The sequence below is a fragment of the Mycetohabitans sp. B2 genome (genome assembly GCF_021733735.1).
GTDB lineage: Bacteria > Pseudomonadota > Gammaproteobacteria > Burkholderiales > Burkholderiaceae > Mycetohabitans > Mycetohabitans rhizoxinica.
On record NZ_JAHKSP010000016.1, the window covers coordinates 182,954 to 199,260 of the forward strand.

A 16,307-nucleotide genomic window follows, 5' to 3' on the forward strand; every position below is an offset into this window, starting at 1 on the left:
GCGTTTGAGCTAACGGTAGGGATTCGATGGAAGTTCACAAGGAAGTTGACGCGCGGGGGCTGAACTGCCCCTTGCCGATCTTGCGTGCGAAGAAAGCGCTGGCCGACATGCAGAGTGGCCAGATCCTGAAAGTGCTGGCGACGGATCCCGGCTCGCAGCGAGATTTCGCCGCGTTTGCAAAGCAGACCGGCAACGAGCTAGTGGAAACCAGCACGGGCGCTGACAGGACATTCGTGTTCCTGATGCGTCGGCGCTGAGTAGCAAACGCGCCGCAAGCTGCGGCGCCGTGCCGCGGCGTTAGCCTTCGAGTACCGGCGAGCGGGTGCGTAGGTATTCGGCGAACTCGTCGCGAACCTCCGGGTGCTGCAGCGCGAACTCGATTGTTGCCTTTAGGTAGCCGAGCTTGCTGCCGCAGTCGAAGCGCGTGCCGTGGTACTTGTACGCGAGCACCTGCTCGTCGCCGAGCAGCGACTGGATCGCATCGGTCAATTGCAATTCACCGCCCGCGCCTGGCTTCAGTGCACGCAAGTGACTGAAGATGCGCGGCTTGAGCACATAGCGGCCGACCACGCCAAAATTGGATGGCGCGACCTCCGGGGCTGGCTTCTCGACGATGCCTGACATCTTGACGATGTTGTCTTCCCATTCCTTGCCGTCGACGATGCCGTACGACTTCGTTTCCTCGTGCGGCACTTCCTCGATGCCGATCACCGAGCTGTGGTAGTGATCGAATACGTCGATCATTTGCTTCATCACGGGCGGGCGACCGTACAGCAGATCGTCGGCGAGGATGACCGCGAACGGGTTATCGCCGACGAGTTTTTCTGCGCACAGCACCGCATGCCCGAGCCCGAGCGCCTCGGGCTGGCGAACGTAGAAGCAGTCAACGTGGCTGGGCTTGATTCCGCGCACTAGCTCGAGCAACTTGTCCTTGCCGCGAGCCTCGAGTTCCGCTTCGATCTCATACGACTTGTCAAAGTGATCCTCAATCGCGCGCTTGCTGCGGCCTGTCACGAAAATCATTTCGGTGATACCTGCGGCAATCGCTTCCTCAACCGCATACTGAATCAGCGGCTTGTCGACCACTGGAAGCATTTCTTTCGGGCTCGCCTTGGTGGCTGGGAGGAACCGCGTGCCAAGACCTGCCACGGGAAACACTGCCTTAGTAACTTTGAGCATCTTCGATTACCTTGTTCGTTTCCGGTTGTACTACGTTAGCCCGATATTGGGAAAATGAACAGCGCGACAAAAAATATCGCCCTGTCATAGCAGATAACCCTGCACTTTATGCCGGAAGCCGCTCGAGTTGGGTGGTCAGTTTTGCCAACCTCGACTCAAAATCTGCCAATCTTTTGCGCTCCTGGTCAACGACGGCGGCCGGTGCGCGAGCCACAAAACGCTCGTTTTGCAGCTTCGTATTGCATTTGGCCAGTTCGTCGCCGATGCGGCTGATTTCGCGGGTCAGTCGCTCACGTTCGGCGGCAACGTCGATCTCGACCTTCAGTACCAGCTTGCTCGAGCCGACAAGGGCGACAGGCGCGCCATGCGCCTGCTGGTCGAGCGCGGCTTCGTCTGCGAGCACCTGGACTTGCGACAACCGCGCGAGCGCTTGGGCATAGGGTGCGAATTCGCGCAGGCGCGTGGCATCGCCGGCCGCCACCAGCGGTACGCGGGTGGCGGGCGACAGGTTCATCTCACCGCGTAAATTACGACATGCATCGACTACTGCCTTCAGTTCGGTAACCCACTGTTCCGCCTGCTCGTCGATCTTCGATGGTGTGCTGCGTGGATAGGGCTGCATCATCACGGAGGCGTCGCCGGCCGCGGTCCCGGCCGGGTACCGGCCCGCCAGCGGCGCGACTTTCTGCCACAACGCCTCGGTAATGAACGGCATCAGCGGATGCGCGAGCCGCAGGATTGTCTCGAGCACCCTGAGCAGCGTACGCCGCGTGCCGCGCTGCTGCGCCGGCGTGCCGGTCTGCAACTGGACTTTGGCCAATTCGACGTACCAGTCGCAATACTCATCCCAGACGAACTTGTAGATCGCGTTTGCAATGTTGTCGAAGCGGTAGTCGGCAAAGCCCTTCTCGACATCGGCCTCGACCCGTTGCAACAGCGATACGAGCCACCGGTCGGCGGGCGAAAAATCGAGCGTGCCGTGCGGCCCGCAATCGCCTTGGCACGGCGCGATACCGCAATCATGCCCCTCGCAATTCATTAGCACGAAGCGCGTGGCGTTCCACAATTTATTGCAGAAGTTGCGATAGCCTTCGCAGCGCGCCAGATCGAAGCTCACGTTGCGCCCGAGCGTGGCCATCGATGCCATCGTGAAGCGCAGCGCGTCGGTGCCGTAGGCAGGAATCCCGTCCGGGAACGCTTTGCGCGTCTTTTGCTCGATCGATGCCGCCTGCTTCGGATTCATCAACCCGGTTACGCGCTTGGCGACGAGCGTCTCTAGGTCGATGCCGTCAACGATGTCGATCGGATCGAGCGTGTTGCCGCGGCTCTTGGACATCTTCTGGCCTTCAGCGTCGCGCACCAGGCCGTGCACATACACGGTGTGGAACGGCACCTTGCCGGTGAAATGGGTGGTCATCATCACCATTCGGGCGACCCAGAAGAAGATGATGTCGAAGCCCGTTACCAGCACCGACGAGGGTAGGAAGTGCTCGAGTTCCGGCGTCGATTGGGGCCATCCAAGCGAGGAGAACGGCACGAGCGCGGACGAGAACCACGTGTCGAGCACGTCCTCGTCGCGCTTGAGCGCGCCGTTATAGCCCTGAGCACGGGCCTGTGCTAGGGCATCGGCTTCGCTGTGTGCGACGAACACCTGCCCATCATCCGCATACCAGGCGGGAATCTGGTGGCCCCACCAGAGTTGGCGCGAGATGCACCAGTCCTGAATGTTCTCCAGCCACTGGTAGTACGTGGTGGTCCAGTTTTCCGGCACGAACTTGATTTGGCCGCGGCGCACCACGTCCAGCGAGGTTTGCGCGATCGACTTGCCCGGATGCAGTGTGCCTTCGGGCGCCGGCTGGCTCATCGCGACGAACCACTGATCGGTGAGCATCGGCTCGATGATTGATTGCGTGCGATCACCACGCGGCACGACCAGCCGGTGCGGCTTGACCGACTCGAGTAGGCCGAGCGCGTCCAGGTCTGCGACGATGCGCTCGCGCGCGTCAAAGCGATCCAGCCCGCGGTAGGCGGCCGGTGCGTTGTCGTTAATCTTCGCATCGAGCGTGAGCACGACGATCTGCGGCAGTCCATGGCGTTGCCCGACCTGGTAGTCGTTGAAATCGTGTGCTGGCGTGACCTTGACCACACCGGTGCCGAACTCGCGTTCCACATAGTCATCGGCGATCACCGGGATCTCGCGTCCGACCAGCGGCAGCGTGACGGTCTTGCCGACCAGCGCCGCGTAACGCTCGTCCTGCGGATGGACCATGACCGCGACGTCACCGAGCATCGTCTCGGGCCGTGTGGTCGCCACGGTTAGGTGGCCGGAGCCGTCAGTGAGCGGATAGCGGATGTGCCACAGCTTGCCGTCCTCCTCCTCGCTGACCACCTCCAGGTCCGACACCGCGGTCCTTAGCTTCGGATCCCAGTTCACGAGCCGTTTGCCGCGGTAGATCAGCCCTTGCTGGTAGAGGCGCACGAACACGTCGGTGACGACGCGGGACATGCGCTCATCCATCGTGAAATACTCGCGTGACCAGTCGGTCGATGCGCCGAGCCGCCGGATCTGCCGCGTGATCGTGGAGCCCGATTCCTGTTTCCATTGCCAGACGCGCTCGATGAAGCGCTCCCGCCCCAGCTCGTGCCGTGATTGCTTTTGCGCGTCGAGTTGGCGTTCCACGACGATTTGCGTGGCAATGCCCGCGTGGTCCGTGCCGGGCACCCACAACGTGTTCTCGCCGCGCATCCGGTGGTAGCGTGCCAAGCCATCCATGATAGTCTGGTTAAACGCGTGGCCCATGTGCAGCGTGCCGGTCACGTTCGGCGGTGGCAGCTGAATCGCGAAGTCGGGTCGCTGCGGGTCTAGGGTTGCCTTCGCGTAGCCACGCTTTTCCCATTCTGGGCCCCAATACGCCTCGATCGTCGAAGGCTCAAAACTTTTTGCAAGCGTGGTATTGCTGTCGCTCATTGTCGAAATCTGCCGGAAAGACGGTGAAAATGCGGTCGAATAGATCGTTACAGTAAATTATAAGGGAGCTGGCGATGCACGGGCGCCGGTTGCGCCGCCGCGCGGCGCGGCACCTGCCGCCGTGGGACGGCGCATACTGGGTGCATTCCCCGCCTGCTGGACCGATCACGGCCGTATAATGGCAAGCTTGTTGTGACCAAGGCCGCTCATGTCCGATTTGCTTGCCAACCTGAATCCCGAACAATATGCAGCGGTGACGCTGCCAAATGAACCGGCCCTGATTCTTGCCGGCGCGGGCAGCGGCAAGACGCGCGTGCTAATTACCCGCATTGCATGGTTGATCTCGCGCGGCGAGGCGAGCCCCGCTGGCATCCTGGCCGTCACCTTCACAAACAAGGCGGCGCGCGAGATGCTGATCCGTTTGGACGCGATGCTGCCGATCAATACGCGCGGCATGTGGATCGGCACGTTCCACGGATTGTGCAACCGCATGCTGCGCGCCCATTACCGCGATGCCGGGTTGCCGCAGGCCTTCCAGATTCTGGACACAGCAGACCAGTTGTCGGCGATCAAGCGGCTGATGAAGGGTCTGAACATCGACGACGAGAAATATCCGCCAAAGAGCCTACAGTACTTCATCAACAACGCGAAGGAGCAAGGGTTGAGGCCCGAGCAGGTCGATGCGAGCGATAATTTCAATCGCAAGTGCGTCGAGCTGTATGCCGCCTACGAGCAACAATGCCAGCGCGAGGGGGTCGTCGACTTTGCGGAATTGCTGCTGCGCTGCCATGAACTGCTGCAACGCAATCCGACGCTGCGGGCGCATTACCAGGCCCGTTTCCGGCATATCCTGGTCGACGAGTTCCAGGACACCAACAAGCTACAGTACGCGTGGCTGAAGCTGCTGGCCGGCGGGCACAATGCGATATTCGCGGTCGGCGACGATGACCAGTCGATTTACGCATTCCGCGGCGCCAACGTGGGCAACATGCTCGATTTCGAGCGCGAGTTCAACGTCCGGCATCTGATCAAGCTCGAGCAGAACTATCGTTCGCACGGCAATATTCTCGATGCCGCTAATGCGCTGATTGCGCATAATTCAAAACGGCTTGGCAAGAACCTGCGTACCGATGCCGGCCACGGCGAGCCGGTGCGGGTCTATGAGGCGACGACCGATTCGCAGGAGGCCGGCTGGATCGTCGAGGAAATCCGCGCCCTGATCGACACGGGCCTGTCGCGCGACGAGATCGCGGTACTTTATCGCAGCAACGCGCAGTCGCGCGTGGTCGAGCACACGCTGGTCAATGCGGGGATCGCGTACCGAGTCTACGGCGGGCTGCGCTTTTTCGAGCGCCAGGAAGTCAAGCATGCGCTTGCGTACCTGCGGCTGATCGACAATCCGAGCGATGACACCGCATTTGCGCGGGTGGTCAATTTTCCGGCCCGTGGCATTGGCGCACGCTCGCTTGAGCAACTGGCCGATGCCGCGCGGCTGTACAACTGCTCAATGGCACAGGCGATTCCCTATGTGACCGGCAAGGCCGGCCAGGCGCTGGGCGGGTTTCTTGCTCTGATTGAGCGGATGCGTGGCGAGACCCGTGCGATGAGCTTGCCGGAGACGGTCGAGGCGGTGATCCGGCTCAGCGGGCTGGAGCAATTCTATGCCAACGACCGTGAAGGCCAGGAGCGCATCGAGAACTTGCAGGAGCTGGTCAACGCGGCCAGCGCATTCGTATCCGAGGAGGGCTATGGCCTCGATACGCCGGCGCGCTCGATTCCGCTGGCGCCGGGTGCAAGCCGCGCTGCCGCGCTGCGGGGGCCGGACGATGACGGGGAGCAGGCCGTGCTGGATGCGCCGCGCATTGACGCACCGGCGCAGAATCCCGACCAGATGACGCCGCTTGCCGGCTTCCTGTCGCATGCGTCGCTCGAGGCGGGCGACAATCAGGCGCAGGCCGGTGAGCACGCGGTGCAATTGATGACGGTGCATGCCGCCAAGGGGCTCGAGTTTGCCGCCGTGTTCATCACCGGACTCGAGGAAGGCTTGTTCCCGCATGAGAACAGCGTGACGGAACAGGATGGGCTCGAGGAAGAGCGGCGCCTGATGTACGTTGCAATCACGCGCGCCAAGGAGCGGCTCTATCTGTCGTTCGCCCAAAGCCGGATGCTGCACGGCCAGACGCGTTACAACGTGCGCTCGCGTTTTTTCGACGAATTACCGGCTGGGGTGTTGAAGTGGCTCACCCCCAAGTTAGAGCCCGGCTCACGCTGGGGTCAGCGTGCCGGTTTCGGCGACAACGCTGGATGGGGCCGCGATTGGTTCGGCCGCGGCGGCCGGCGCGACGACGCGCCGTATGGCAATGCGCGCTTTGACGACGGTGCACCGGCGCCGGCGTTCGCGGACCAGCAGCGCGCCGCGCAAAGCGGCTTCCGGATCGGCCAACCCGTGTTTCACGCGAAATTCGGCGAGGGTACGATCACCGCGCTGGAGGGGGGCGGCACGGACGCGAAGGCGCAGGTCGCCTTCAAGCGGCACGGCACCAAATGGCTTGCGCTCGCGGTCGCGAAACTGCAGTCGGTATGACGAACGGATAGCGGTGAGGGCGACGGGCTGGCAGCGGTGAAGGCGATGGGCCGGCAGCGGTGAGAGCGACAGACTGGCAGCGGTGGTGGTGACGGACCGGCAGCGGTGGACGCGCAGGGCCGTGGCACGCACGCGGCGGCGCTCCCGTGAGCGTCGCGACGGCTTACTCGGTCGGCGGCGGACCAGTGGGCTGCTCGACGCCGAAACAGCCGCGATAGGTTGCGTAGAACGAGCAATAGATCATTGTCCACAGGATTACGCTGACGGGCAACAGCGCGGTCAACGCGCCGCTTGTCAGGCCGAACGCGCTCAGCACGAAACCGAGCACCAGCGACACACCCATCAGGACCGCAAGCCACGTGGCCAGGTAGACGAGGAACGCGCCGCGGTTGCGCCAGCAGGCCACGAAGCTGAAGAACATCGCCTTGACGGGCGGCACGCGATGCCAGGCGGTCAGCAGCGGCGCGAACCAAAACAGCATCATTGTGGGCACGTAAAATACGAAGCCGAGCGCGATACTGGAAAGGAACATGCCGCTGGAGGCGACGTCGTCATCCGGCTTTGCCTCGCTGACGACGGTTTTCAGCAGCGAACCGCCGTCGATCAGTGACGTCAGGAACAGGCTCGCGGTGACCAGCACCAGGTAGATTAGCCCGAGTTGCAACAGCTGCCGCGCGACGGCGCCGCCATGCGCGCGAAAGCCGGTAAACAGCGCGAGCGGTAACACGTGCTTGCCGGCGATCACGTCGCGGCACGCGCTCATGAACCCGACGGACAAACCTGGCGCGAGCATTAGCCACAGCGCGGAGCCGACTACCGGCACATGCGCGACGAGCATCATCGAGAACAAATAGGTGAAGAAGATCGCCAGGAAGCTCAGCGGGTTCTTGCGGAATAGCCAGATGCCTTGGCGGAACCAGACATAGCCGGATTTTGTGGGTGCCTCGATTAGTCGCATAGGAGAGTGGTCAAACCCACGGTAACGCGTCTGCGCCGATACGCTCGCGCAACACACGCTCGAAATGAGCGGGGTCGTGCGGCTTGAGCAGGTGAGCGTCGCGTGGCAAGTAAAAGTCATAGAGCCGGGATAGCCAGAAGCGCAACGCACCGGCACGCAGCATGTCGCGCCAATGCTGTGTCTCGGTCGGCGTGAACGGCCGTACGGTCTGGTACGCGCGCAGCAATGCCTGTGTCCGCGCATCATCCAGGCGACCGGTGTCCAGGTCGATGCACCAGTCGTTGACAGTCACGGCGACATCGAACAGCCACTTGTCGCAGCCGGCGAAATAGAAGTCGAAGAAGCCGCCGAGCGTGTCACGTCCGTCGCACGACGCGAACAGCACGTTATCGCGGAACAGATCGCAGTGGCATGGCCCGCCGGGCAGCGCCGCGTAGCCGGACGACGCGAAGAACGCCTGATGATACGCCAATTCGCTGACCAGCAATCGGTGCTGCGCATCGGTCACGTAGGGCAACACCGCCGGGATATTGTCTCGCCACCAGGACAGGCCGCGCAAATTCGGCTGGTGCATCGGAAAATCGCGTCCGGCAACATGCATCCGCGCCAGCATGTGTCCGACTTCGGTGCAGTGTGTGACCTGCGGCGCCAGCCGCGGCGAGCCGTCCAGCCGCGTCACGATCGCGGCGGGCTTATCCATCAGCATGCCGAACAACGCGCCGTCGTCGCGGCGCATCGGGTCGGGCACCGGCACGTGATGCGCTGCTAGATGCCGCATCAATTCCAGGTAGAACGGCAACTCGTGCGCGGCGAGCTTTTCGAAGATCGTCAGCACGTACTCGCCAGTGGTTGTCGTCAAGAAAAAATTGCTGTTTTCGATTCCAGACGTAATGCCGCGGAAATCGATGATCTCGCCTATTGCGTAGTGCTGAACCCAGGCGGCGAGCTGGGCTTCGGGGACGGCGGTGAAAACGGCCATGCAGACGTCATTGGACAGGTTGAAGGTTGCCGCCGCTAGCGTGAGGCGGCAGGGGGGCCGCGTGCGGCTGGTATCGATTGCCGGCCGCCGAGTCGGTCAGTACTTGAGTTGCAAGGACGGCAGCCGCGTAGAAGGCTTGCCGCTCTCATGCACTTGCGGCGAGACATCCGGCGAGGCGCTCATCTGATAGCGCGTGCCGAAATTCGAATGGACCTGGATTTCGACCGGCTTGCCACGATCGCGATATTCGGTGATCGATGTGCCGTTCGGACTCTTTTCGTAGAAGCTCGGCGTGCGGGGCGCGTTCAATTGCACTGTCGAATGCGCGACGCCGGCAGGCCGGTTGATTTCTGTCAGATTCGGCAAGCCGACGGCCTCGTTTGCATCCTGCGACGCGGCGGTGGCCGGCGTCGCCGCCGCGTCCGGTTGTGGTGCGCTTGCCGCAGCGACCATTGTGGCGGCCAGCGCCAAGGTAGCCGGCACCAGTACGGTCGCGAACCGGGCTGCGCCGCGAGGGGGTGCGCCAAGCGCAATGTGGAACGGCTTCATGACAGTTCTCCGAGACGGTAAGGCAATTTTATCAAACCAGCGTGCGTCATAGACGCCAGCGTGACGCTGTCGCCGCGGTTTTTTTGTGCCCCGCATCGCTGCCATGTTTCGTGATAATGTGGATTGGCTCCGGTCGGCACGGGCCCGCTGCGCTCCTGCACCCAGGCCGTCACGTCTGCTCCGAGGAAATCGAATAATGAATATGATCAACGCGTCTGCTACGTTTTGCACCGAAGCCTTCGACGATCCCGCCGCGGCCGTCGAGCGGCTGTCCGCCATTTATGCTGCCAGCAGTGCGTCGCTGCGCGATGCATTCGAACGGTATCGGCGTGGTGAGCGCATCGAGGCACGTATCCGCGCCTGTTATCCGTTCGTGCGGATCCGCACGGACGTCAATACGCATATCGATTCACGCCACTCGTATGGCTTCGTCGCGGGCCCCGGCGTCTATGAAACCACAGTAACCCGGCCAGACTTATTTGCCGACTACTATCGCGAACAACTGAGACTGCTCGTGAAGAACCATAAGGCGTCGATCGAGATCGGGGTGTCGCGGCAGCCCATACCGATCCACTTTGCGTTTGCGGAAGGCATCTACTTGGAGGGCGAGCTAGACGTGGACCGCCTGCGGCAGATGCGCGACATCTTCGATACGCCGGATTTGTCGCTGTTGGATGACCGTATTGTTAACGGCACGTACGAGACGCCGCCTGGCGAACCGCACCCGCTGGCCCTATTCACAGCGGCGCGAGTGGACTTTTCGTTGCACCGGCTGCGTCACTATACGGCGACGTCGCCGGCTCACTTTCAGAATTACGTGCTGTATACGAATTACCAGTTCTACATCGACCAGTTCGTCAAGCTTGGCCGTTCATTAATGGCGCGTGCCGACGATGCGCGTGAGCGCGCGTATCGCAGCGAATACGTCGCGTTTGTCGAGCCCGGCGACGTGATCACATACAACGCGAACCTGGGGGAGCAGCCGGAACAGGGGCTGCCGGTGGCGCGCATGCCGCAGATGCCTGCGTACCACTTGAAGCGCGCCGACGGCAGCGGCATTACGATGATTAATATCGGCGTGGGGCCGTCTAATGCGAAGACGATCACTGATCACGTCGCGGTGCTGCGCCCGCACGCGTGGATCATGCTCGGGCACTGCGCCGGCTTGCGCAATACGCAGCGGCTTGGGGACTACGTACTCGCGCATGGCTATGTGCGCGAGGACCACGTGCTCGACGACGACTTGCCGCTGTGGGTACCAGTGCCCGCGTTGGCCGAGGTGCAGGTGGCACTGGAGCGAGCTGTCGCACAGGTCACGCGGCTCGAGGGCGCCGAGCTTAAGCGCGTGATGCGCACCGGCACGGTCGCCACCACGGATAATCGCAACTGGGAACTGCGCGATCATCACGAACCGGTGCTGCGGCTGTCGCAGAGCCGGGCAGTCGCGCTCGACATGGAGAGCGCGACGATCGCGGCGAATGGCTTTCGCTTCCGCGTGCCGTATGGCACGTTGCTGTGCGTGTCTGACAAGCCGCTGCACGGCGAGCTGAAGTTGCCAGGCATGGCGGATCGGTTCTATCGTGCGCAGGTGGACCAGCACCTGCAGATCGGCGTAAAGGCGATGGAGCTGCTGCGCACCAACGGACTGGACCAGCTGCACAGCCGCAAGCTGCGCAGCTTTGCTGAGGTGGCATTTCAGTAGTCCAGCCTTATGGGGCGGGGGACTGGCGCCCCCCGCCAGCTTTATTTTGTCTAACTTGTCTAGGGTTGTCTAACTTGCACGCTTGATCGGCACGGGTGAAACACGTTCGACCTCCCGAGCTTTTGTGTAGTGTGCCGTCATTCCTTCGGTCGTGTGGCCGGCCAGCGCCTGGGCTGTTGCGGCACCTTTCAGGCGTTTCAGGTCGGTTAATGCCTTGGCCCGCAGATCGTGGAAATGCAGTCCAATCAGATATTTCGGATCGGGTGCGATCCCTTTTTCATTGCAGCCGTCCTCGTAAGCTTTCCTCGCGCGTTGACAACCGCGTTTCCAGCCAGAATAAGCCCCAATATAGGTGAAGCGACTGCCCTTGTGTGTGCAGATGACTGGTCCAATGGCCGTAACCTTTCCACCACGTGCTAGATCGAGCGTGTCCTTCAACTCGGGTGTCATTTCGATGAGTAATCGCACGCCACTACTATTGACCGTTTTGCTGGGATGAAAATAGATCCCTTCGTCAGTGACATCTTGCCAGTTGAGCGCAAGCAAGTCGCCAATCCGCTGGGCGGTTTGGTAAGCCAGATCAATCAAGCAAAGAATGGAACGAGAAGAGGAATGCAGGTTCTTCCCTGACTCGACAATGGCGGCTCTGATTGCTTCCAGTTCAGCGTCTGTAATGTACCGATCGCGCTTTTTTTCTTTGGCTGCGCCAATTTCTCGGGCTGGGTTTCGATCGCGTAATCCTTTCCGAATGGCGTGCATGAAGATCAACGACAACAACGCTTTGTACTTGTTGCTGCTGTTCGGCTTGTCGTGAAAGTGCTTGTCGAGAAAGCGCGCGACATCTGCGGGGCGCACGTCCTCAATTAGCCATTGCGGGCCAAATTCCTGGCGAATCAGACTAAGCATCTTGGCATAATTTGAGCGTGTCTTTGGGGCATAGTCAGGAAGCTTCTTTTGCACCCAATCGTCGATTAGAGCAGGCATCGTATTGGCTGCTGACCGCGAACTGTCCGATGCGCGCGTATATTTAGCCAGTTTCTCGTACAAGCATGCGATCCCTTCGGTGGTACGACATAGTTTGTGCCACTTTCGTTTGATATCCACGAACCACCATGTGCCATGCTTCTCGTACACGCGAGCGGGCAAATGAGATGGAATTTTGCGACGCCCAATCACACTATAGCTCCCATATCGGATGTCAATTGCGGACGCTTGCGTTGCTTGCTTGGCTGTGCGATGCCGGTTATATGGTGGCGCCAAACGCGCACACTGCCATCGGGGCGCCGATCGGCCGGGATACCCGCTTTCTGTAGCGCGGTAAGTTGCCGGCACGGCTGACGGTAGCCGGTCGCTTCAATGATTTCTTGTTCGGTAAGGGTCAGTGAGTCCATAATGCCTTTGAGCCAATGCCTCTAGATCACTCTCCATCTCCAGCAGGGACAGGTGTTGTTCCAGGTGTCATCCTGGAATGCTGCGTGCGCATTGCATAGAGCGATGCATGCCATTGCGCCATCTACCGCACTGCGTGTCATTCCGCATTCCCGCGCATTGGCATGAGTTGTCATTGCTTTGTTCAAAAGAACGGGCGCACGTACTGGTTGCCCGCCCGTAAGTGCCGCGAGGTCCGTCACTTCATCCTCGCGTTGCCGGACACGTGTACGTCCTCGCACACCCGCGCACTGCCGAACACAATAAATCGATCATCGATAAGTTCGAATTTCTTGACAATGGTCATACCTTCACCGTTCGGGTTGTTCATGGTGCCGATTCTCCTTGGGCAAACGGGCGGATGTCTCACCCAAGCATGAGACATCCGCGTTAAGGCTTGATTTCGAGGCGTTGGCTGTGTTCGAGCCGACAGCCCGGCACGCCGCTCCCGTCTTTGATTGCCTGTGCGATCAACTTTTTGTCTGGCTTTGGTTGTGGAGGTGGCGGGTCTGTCATGTACGCCATTGGAACTTGGCGTTCGTCATCGATGACGACCTTGGCAGGATTCTCACGCACGGTAAGCTTAAGGTACGGACATTCAAGCTTTTGCACGCCGCTCATCAGCATGTTTTGCAGCAGATATGCTCTGATTCGCTCTGCACGATTTGCGTATTTTTGCGCGCGCATCTGCATTTCTTCAATTGCAACTTGAATCTGTTCGGCCGACGTTTCAAGGTTGCGAATCAAGAACGCAATGTTTTGAGCTTTAGTAATGAATTCCCCGCTGATTGATTCAAGCGTGTCTGCTACGGTTTGCTCATCGAGATCAAGTTCCACTAATCTATCGGCCGCATGTCGATACTCATTGGCAATTTGGTATAAGGTCAGGTCACTCACGTCAACTCCTTAAAAGGGGATGTCGCCATCCGTGTCCAACGAGCTGTCAGCGCCAGGTATAGGGTCGCCTGGCTGGGAGGCTTGTCCTGCCACGCGCTTCAACGGACGATGGCGAAGCGCCAAAATCATCTTTGAGAGTTGTGTCGAATCAACCTTTTTGTCGAGGATTTCTCCAGCCATCAATCCGCTCGAGGCTTCAAAAAAGGCGGCGGGCACGACTTTGGTTCCGATGCTTCCGTCCTTTTTTAAATAGTCCTCGGTTTCAAACAAAATGCCTACCTGCTTGTTCATAAGATCCTTGAACACCTCGGCGTCAAAATCCTGAACGCTGTTCGTTTCCCGGTCCCACTTCTTTACGATGGCGTGAGAGGGCGTGATGCTCTTGATACGCAGGCATGCCATCAGCGCTTGTAACTGCTTGAAGCCGAACAGTGGTTCGCCTTGTGCTTTCATGGTCCAAAGCGTGAAATTTGCGCTCAAGCGTTCTGGTGTCTCGAACGTGAAGTCGATGCCACGGGTGCCTTTGGCGCTCGTCACGTCTTCTGCTCGGGTGCATATCCCCACATACTTTCCAATGTCAGTGATGCGTCCACTGCGTTCATCGGCTTGACGTGCTGCGTTTGGATCGAGTGCATACATGATATGTTTCCGTTCAGGTGGTTTCGGTCAGTTCGTAGAAGGCGGTGATGGCGTGATCGACCGCCGACAGGTCATTCGGAATACGGTCCGATTCGAACAATCCCATCGGACTTTTAACGGTGTCACGTCCGTTGTTACGCGTGGTGAAGGTGTATTCGCCATCGGTCACGTCGGTGCGCAGCACGATGGTGAACATCCCTTCGATCGTGATCTTCTCGTCTAACATCTTTCCGATCGTCTTGATCTTCGTGGTGCCTGACTGATCTTCTTCGGTGTGGCTGAGCACATAAACGCGCACGTCATCGGGCAGCGTGCCAGCAGCGCAAAGCACGTCCCATGCGTGGCGGCCAATGTCGGTAAACTTGTCAAATCCACGTTCGTCGCTGCGGCGCATGAATTCGTTGGCGAGCATGTACTGGAAGTCGTCCAGCACAATGACCTTGCGCCTGGTGTGCTGCATGACCGTGATAATCTTTTGGGATTGATCCGACACGAAGATGTTGCCCGCCTTGTCCTTCGTGTGATAAGTCCATCCTGCTGCGCGAAAAGGCAGCGGCTTACGGATGGTCTGAATCAACAGGGTGTGTGCTGGGTCCATCTTGCAGAGGGCGGTAGACTTTCCGGTTCCGCTCTGACCGAGAATCAGCGTTGCGATGCTCATTTTCGACTCCTTGCGATTCGTGCCATTGAAGAAATTCCTGTAATTCCTGTTGCTGTCGGTAGTCGGGGCCGTGATCAGTGGTCATGTGCTTTCTCGTGTCAAGGGCGGCAGGATTCAGGATGCCCCGATGCATCTGCGAACGCCGCGGGGAAGGGGACAGATTTGTGCTATGCTGCGTGATATCTGGCTCTGTTTCTGATATTTCGCCATGACCGCCATCGCCTTTGACACACTGAAATTTGCTAACCGGCTCAAGACGGCCGGTGTGCCACCCGCACAGGCTGAAGCGGAGGCCGAGGTGTTTGCGGATATCTTCGAAGCCAACCTCAACCAGCTTGTGACTAAAGCAGACCTGCACGCTGAGCTGGAAAAACTTGAGAGCCGCCTGGATGTCCACATGGACAGGCATTTGACTGACTTGGAAACCAAGATAGACAAGCGCTTTGCCGAGATGGATAGACGTTTGGCCGTTTTGGATGCCAAGGTGGACAAGGGATTCGCGGAGGTCAAGAGCGAGCTTGATAAAAGGTTCGCGGAAGTCAGGGGCGACCTTGATAAGAGGTTTGCGGAAGCCAAAGGCGAAGCGTTGCTCCTCAAATGGATGCTCGGTGTGACGGTTGCTAGCACGACATCTCTCCTAATCAGATCGTTTTTCTGAAGAAGTAACCTTTTTGCCCAAACGGCATGAGGCGCACGCTGTTACCTATCGAGATTCACAACAATCAATACGCCTAGCGTGATTGCAAAGCATGCGAGCGCGACGGCGCTATCCGACATTCCAGACCGAAGGAGCATCCGATCCCACAGCGGCGGGGTGATGTCCTTGGCATCGTTTAGGCCAGCGGGGTGCTTGCTTTCTGCGCTGATCGTTATCTTGCTCATCTCAGTGCGTCCTTTCTAAATTTTTGACATCGCAGATAGCTTCTGTTTCTGCATCCTCGAGCATCGTGTCCAGCACAATGCTTTTGACCATCGCGCCAAACTGAGCGTCGCCCATCAGCCATGCGGTGCGCAGCGCTTCGCCGTGCTTCGACTGCATCGCGCTATGCATCCCGCCCACGATGTCGTCATACGTCAGCCTGTTGACCTTGCTTGCGAACTTCTCTTTGGCGATGGACGCGATGAGTTCATCACGCTCCGTCTCGGCGTCTGCGCGCTCGTCCATTTCGGCCTTTTCGCGGGCGTAGCGGTAGTCACGAAGCTGGTCTATATCTGCATAGAGGGTCATAGCTGCCTCCTTTACCTATTGATAAGTGCTGCGTATCGAAGGAACAGTGGTTAATCAACGCTATACGGTATGCACTACTAATTTTGTATCGCTCGGCTTGAAGCTTAGGTACTTGTTGTGTTCAGTAAATGACGCTGTAGCCGGGCGCTACTCTGACGTATTGGGAGACGAACCTATGCTTTCTTTGTCGCGCGCCTGTTTTCTAAGCCGCACAACGCCATTTACTCAACATTGGATTGAATACAACCGCCGGGCACCGCGGCCACTCCTGATGCTGGCAGTTCCGGGTTTCTCCGGCGGTCGAGTATCGCTTCCGTGACCTTTGTCGCTTCCTGCTCTCCGGTAGCCAATACTTCGGCCTAGCGCGGGGCTTCTGGCGTCACGTTTCGGCCAAGCGATAGGGCCGGCATGGCGAGTCCCTTCTGGGAGGCACATGCATGACTTCGATTGTTAAAGATCGCCGGAGAACTACCGGGGCACCTTGTGCTGTTGAGTAACTATAGCAATATGCTAAACTCATAGCAAGAAAAATTTT

At 59.4% G+C, this 16,307-nt stretch carries 17 protein-coding genes; 4 read left to right on the plus strand and 13 right to left on the minus strand.

Features of this window, described 5'->3' with window-relative positions; translation table 11 throughout:
* Nucleotides 1-26 precede the first annotated feature (26 nt).
* Nucleotides 27-257 carry a sulfurtransferase TusA family protein gene (locus KPG66_RS03695; protein WP_013434650.1) on the plus strand — a complete coding sequence of 77 codons (231 nt, stop codon included), beginning with the start codon at nucleotides 27-29 and terminating at the stop codon, nucleotides 255-257.
* Nucleotides 258-297: 40 nt separating this feature from the next.
* On the opposite strand, the gene galU is transcribed toward KPG66_RS03695, so the two are convergent.
* Together galU and KPG66_RS03705 are read right to left on the minus strand one after the other, a co-directional pair.
* Entirely contained in the window at nucleotides 298-1,179 is an 882-nt protein-coding gene (gene galU, locus KPG66_RS03700) for a UTP--glucose-1-phosphate uridylyltransferase GalU (RefSeq protein ID WP_013434651.1), read from the minus strand.
* Between the two features lie 106 nt (nucleotides 1,180-1,285).
* Nucleotides 1,286-4,147 carry a valine--tRNA ligase gene (locus tag KPG66_RS03705; RefSeq protein ID WP_013434653.1) on the minus strand — a complete coding sequence of 954 codons (2,862 nt, stop codon included), beginning with the start codon at nucleotides 4,145-4,147 and terminating at the stop codon, nucleotides 1,286-1,288.
* 208 nt (nucleotides 4,148-4,355) lie between these two features.
* On the opposite strand from KPG66_RS03705, the gene KPG66_RS03710 reads away from it, so the two are divergent.
* Nucleotides 4,356-6,731, plus strand: a complete 2,376-nt coding sequence (locus tag KPG66_RS03710; protein ID WP_013434654.1) for a UvrD-helicase domain-containing protein — start codon at nucleotides 4,356-4,358, stop codon at nucleotides 6,729-6,731.
* Nucleotides 6,732-6,894: 163 nt separating this feature from the next.
* Here the strand turns inward: KPG66_RS03710 and KPG66_RS03715 are convergent, their stop codons facing one another.
* The 3 genes from KPG66_RS03715 to KPG66_RS03725 all read right to left on the minus strand — a co-directional run bounded on the left by KPG66_RS03715 (nucleotide 6,895) and on the right by KPG66_RS03725 (nucleotide 9,121).
* Entirely contained in the window at nucleotides 6,895-7,689 is a 795-nt protein-coding gene (locus KPG66_RS03715; RefSeq protein ID WP_041753209.1) for a BPSS1780 family membrane protein, read from the minus strand.
* A gap of 10 nt (nucleotides 7,690-7,699) precedes the next feature.
* On the minus strand, nucleotides 7,700-8,668 hold the full coding sequence (locus KPG66_RS03720; RefSeq protein WP_237070035.1) for a homoserine kinase: 969 nt from the start codon (nucleotides 8,666-8,668) through the stop codon (nucleotides 7,700-7,702).
* 96 nt (nucleotides 8,669-8,764) lie between these two features.
* A complete protein-coding gene (locus tag KPG66_RS03725) occupies nucleotides 8,765-9,121 on the minus strand; it encodes a hypothetical protein (RefSeq protein ID WP_049786444.1) in 357 nt (118 codons plus the stop codon).
* 292 nt (nucleotides 9,122-9,413) lie between these two features.
* On the opposite strand from KPG66_RS03725, the gene KPG66_RS03730 reads away from it, so the two are divergent.
* The gene (locus KPG66_RS03730; RefSeq protein WP_237070036.1) at nucleotides 9,414-10,919 is read left to right on the plus strand and encodes an AMP nucleosidase; all 1,506 of its coding nucleotides are present in this window, start codon (nucleotides 9,414-9,416) and stop codon (nucleotides 10,917-10,919) included.
* 69 nt (nucleotides 10,920-10,988) lie between these two features.
* Here the strand turns inward: KPG66_RS03730 and KPG66_RS03735 are convergent, their stop codons facing one another.
* From KPG66_RS03735 to KPG66_RS03755, 6 genes are all read right to left on the minus strand, one after another.
* Nucleotides 10,989-11,966: a tyrosine-type recombinase/integrase gene (locus KPG66_RS03735; RefSeq protein WP_232509331.1), complete on the minus strand. Its 978-nt coding sequence runs from the start codon at nucleotides 11,964-11,966 to the stop codon at nucleotides 10,989-10,991.
* 125 nt (nucleotides 11,967-12,091) lie between these two features.
* Nucleotides 12,092-12,310: a DUF4224 domain-containing protein gene (locus tag KPG66_RS03740; RefSeq protein ID WP_013434661.1), complete on the minus strand. Its 219-nt coding sequence runs from the start codon at nucleotides 12,308-12,310 to the stop codon at nucleotides 12,092-12,094.
* A 236-nt stretch (nucleotides 12,311-12,546) separates the two neighbouring features.
* On the minus strand, nucleotides 12,547-12,678 hold the full coding sequence (locus KPG66_RS17535; RefSeq protein WP_269764290.1) for a hypothetical protein: 132 nt from the start codon (nucleotides 12,676-12,678) through the stop codon (nucleotides 12,547-12,549).
* A gap of 59 nt (nucleotides 12,679-12,737) precedes the next feature.
* Nucleotides 12,738-13,244: a siphovirus Gp157 family protein gene (locus KPG66_RS03745; protein WP_013434662.1), complete on the minus strand. Its 507-nt coding sequence runs from the start codon at nucleotides 13,242-13,244 to the stop codon at nucleotides 12,738-12,740.
* 9 nt (nucleotides 13,245-13,253) lie between these two features.
* Entirely contained in the window at nucleotides 13,254-13,883 is a 630-nt protein-coding gene (locus KPG66_RS03750) for a hypothetical protein (protein ID WP_237070037.1), read from the minus strand.
* Nucleotides 13,884-13,896: 13 nt separating this feature from the next.
* Nucleotides 13,897-14,544: an AAA family ATPase gene (locus KPG66_RS03755; protein WP_237070038.1), complete on the minus strand. Its 648-nt coding sequence runs from the start codon at nucleotides 14,542-14,544 to the stop codon at nucleotides 13,897-13,899.
* A 208-nt stretch (nucleotides 14,545-14,752) separates the two neighbouring features.
* On the opposite strand from KPG66_RS03755, the gene KPG66_RS03760 reads away from it, so the two are divergent.
* Nucleotides 14,753-15,202 (plus strand): coiled-coil domain-containing protein, encoded by a 450-nt coding sequence (locus tag KPG66_RS03760; protein ID WP_013434665.1) that lies wholly within the window; start codon nucleotides 14,753-14,755, stop codon nucleotides 15,200-15,202.
* Nucleotides 15,203-15,243: 41 nt separating this feature from the next.
* On the opposite strand, the gene KPG66_RS03765 is transcribed toward KPG66_RS03760, so the two are convergent.
* Nucleotides 15,244-15,426 (minus strand): hypothetical protein, encoded by a 183-nt coding sequence (locus KPG66_RS03765; protein WP_041753211.1) that lies wholly within the window; start codon nucleotides 15,424-15,426, stop codon nucleotides 15,244-15,246.
* A gap of 1 nt (nucleotide 15,427) precedes the next feature.
* Nucleotides 15,428-15,772, minus strand: a complete 345-nt coding sequence (locus tag KPG66_RS03770) for a hypothetical protein (RefSeq protein ID WP_013434666.1) — start codon at nucleotides 15,770-15,772, stop codon at nucleotides 15,428-15,430.
* Between the last annotated feature and the right edge of the window lie 535 nt (nucleotides 15,773-16,307).

Excerpts from the sequence above, each read along its gene's own strand:
- KPG66_RS03695 (WP_013434650.1), top strand. The coding sequence starts at position 27 with ATGGAAGTTCACAAGGAAGTTGACGCGCGGGGGCTGAACTGCCCCTTG.
- galU (WP_013434651.1), bottom strand. The coding sequence starts at position 1,179 with ATGCTCAAAGTTACTAAGGCAGTGTTTCCCGTGGCAGGTCTTGGCACG.
- KPG66_RS03705 (WP_013434653.1), bottom strand. The coding sequence starts at position 4,147 with ATGAGCGACAGCAATACCACGCTTGCAAAAAGTTTTGAGCCTTCGACG.
- KPG66_RS03710 (WP_013434654.1), top strand. The coding sequence starts at position 4,356 with ATGTCCGATTTGCTTGCCAACCTGAATCCCGAACAATATGCAGCGGTG.
- KPG66_RS03715 (WP_041753209.1), bottom strand. The coding sequence starts at position 7,689 with ATGCGACTAATCGAGGCACCCACAAAATCCGGCTATGTCTGGTTCCGC.
- KPG66_RS03720 (WP_237070035.1), bottom strand. The coding sequence starts at position 8,668 with ATGGCCGTTTTCACCGCCGTCCCCGAAGCCCAGCTCGCCGCCTGGGTT.
- KPG66_RS03725 (WP_049786444.1), bottom strand. The coding sequence starts at position 9,121 with ATGGTCGCTGCGGCAAGCGCACCACAACCGGACGCGGCGGCGACGCCG.
- KPG66_RS03730 (WP_237070036.1), top strand. The coding sequence starts at position 9,414 with ATGAATATGATCAACGCGTCTGCTACGTTTTGCACCGAAGCCTTCGAC.
- KPG66_RS03740 (WP_013434661.1), bottom strand. The coding sequence starts at position 12,310 with ATGGACTCACTGACCCTTACCGAACAAGAAATCATTGAAGCGACCGGC.
- KPG66_RS17535 (WP_269764290.1), bottom strand. The coding sequence starts at position 12,678 with ATGAACAACCCGAACGGTGAAGGTATGACCATTGTCAAGAAATTCGAA.
- KPG66_RS03750 (WP_237070037.1), bottom strand. The coding sequence starts at position 13,883 with ATGTATGCACTCGATCCAAACGCAGCACGTCAAGCCGATGAACGCAGT.
- KPG66_RS03755 (WP_237070038.1), bottom strand. The coding sequence starts at position 14,544 with ATGAGCATCGCAACGCTGATTCTCGGTCAGAGCGGAACCGGAAAGTCT.
- KPG66_RS03760 (WP_013434665.1), top strand. The coding sequence starts at position 14,753 with ATGACCGCCATCGCCTTTGACACACTGAAATTTGCTAACCGGCTCAAG.
- KPG66_RS03765 (WP_041753211.1), bottom strand. The coding sequence starts at position 15,426 with ATGAGCAAGATAACGATCAGCGCAGAAAGCAAGCACCCCGCTGGCCTA.
- KPG66_RS03770 (WP_013434666.1), bottom strand. The coding sequence starts at position 15,772 with ATGACCCTCTATGCAGATATAGACCAGCTTCGTGACTACCGCTACGCC.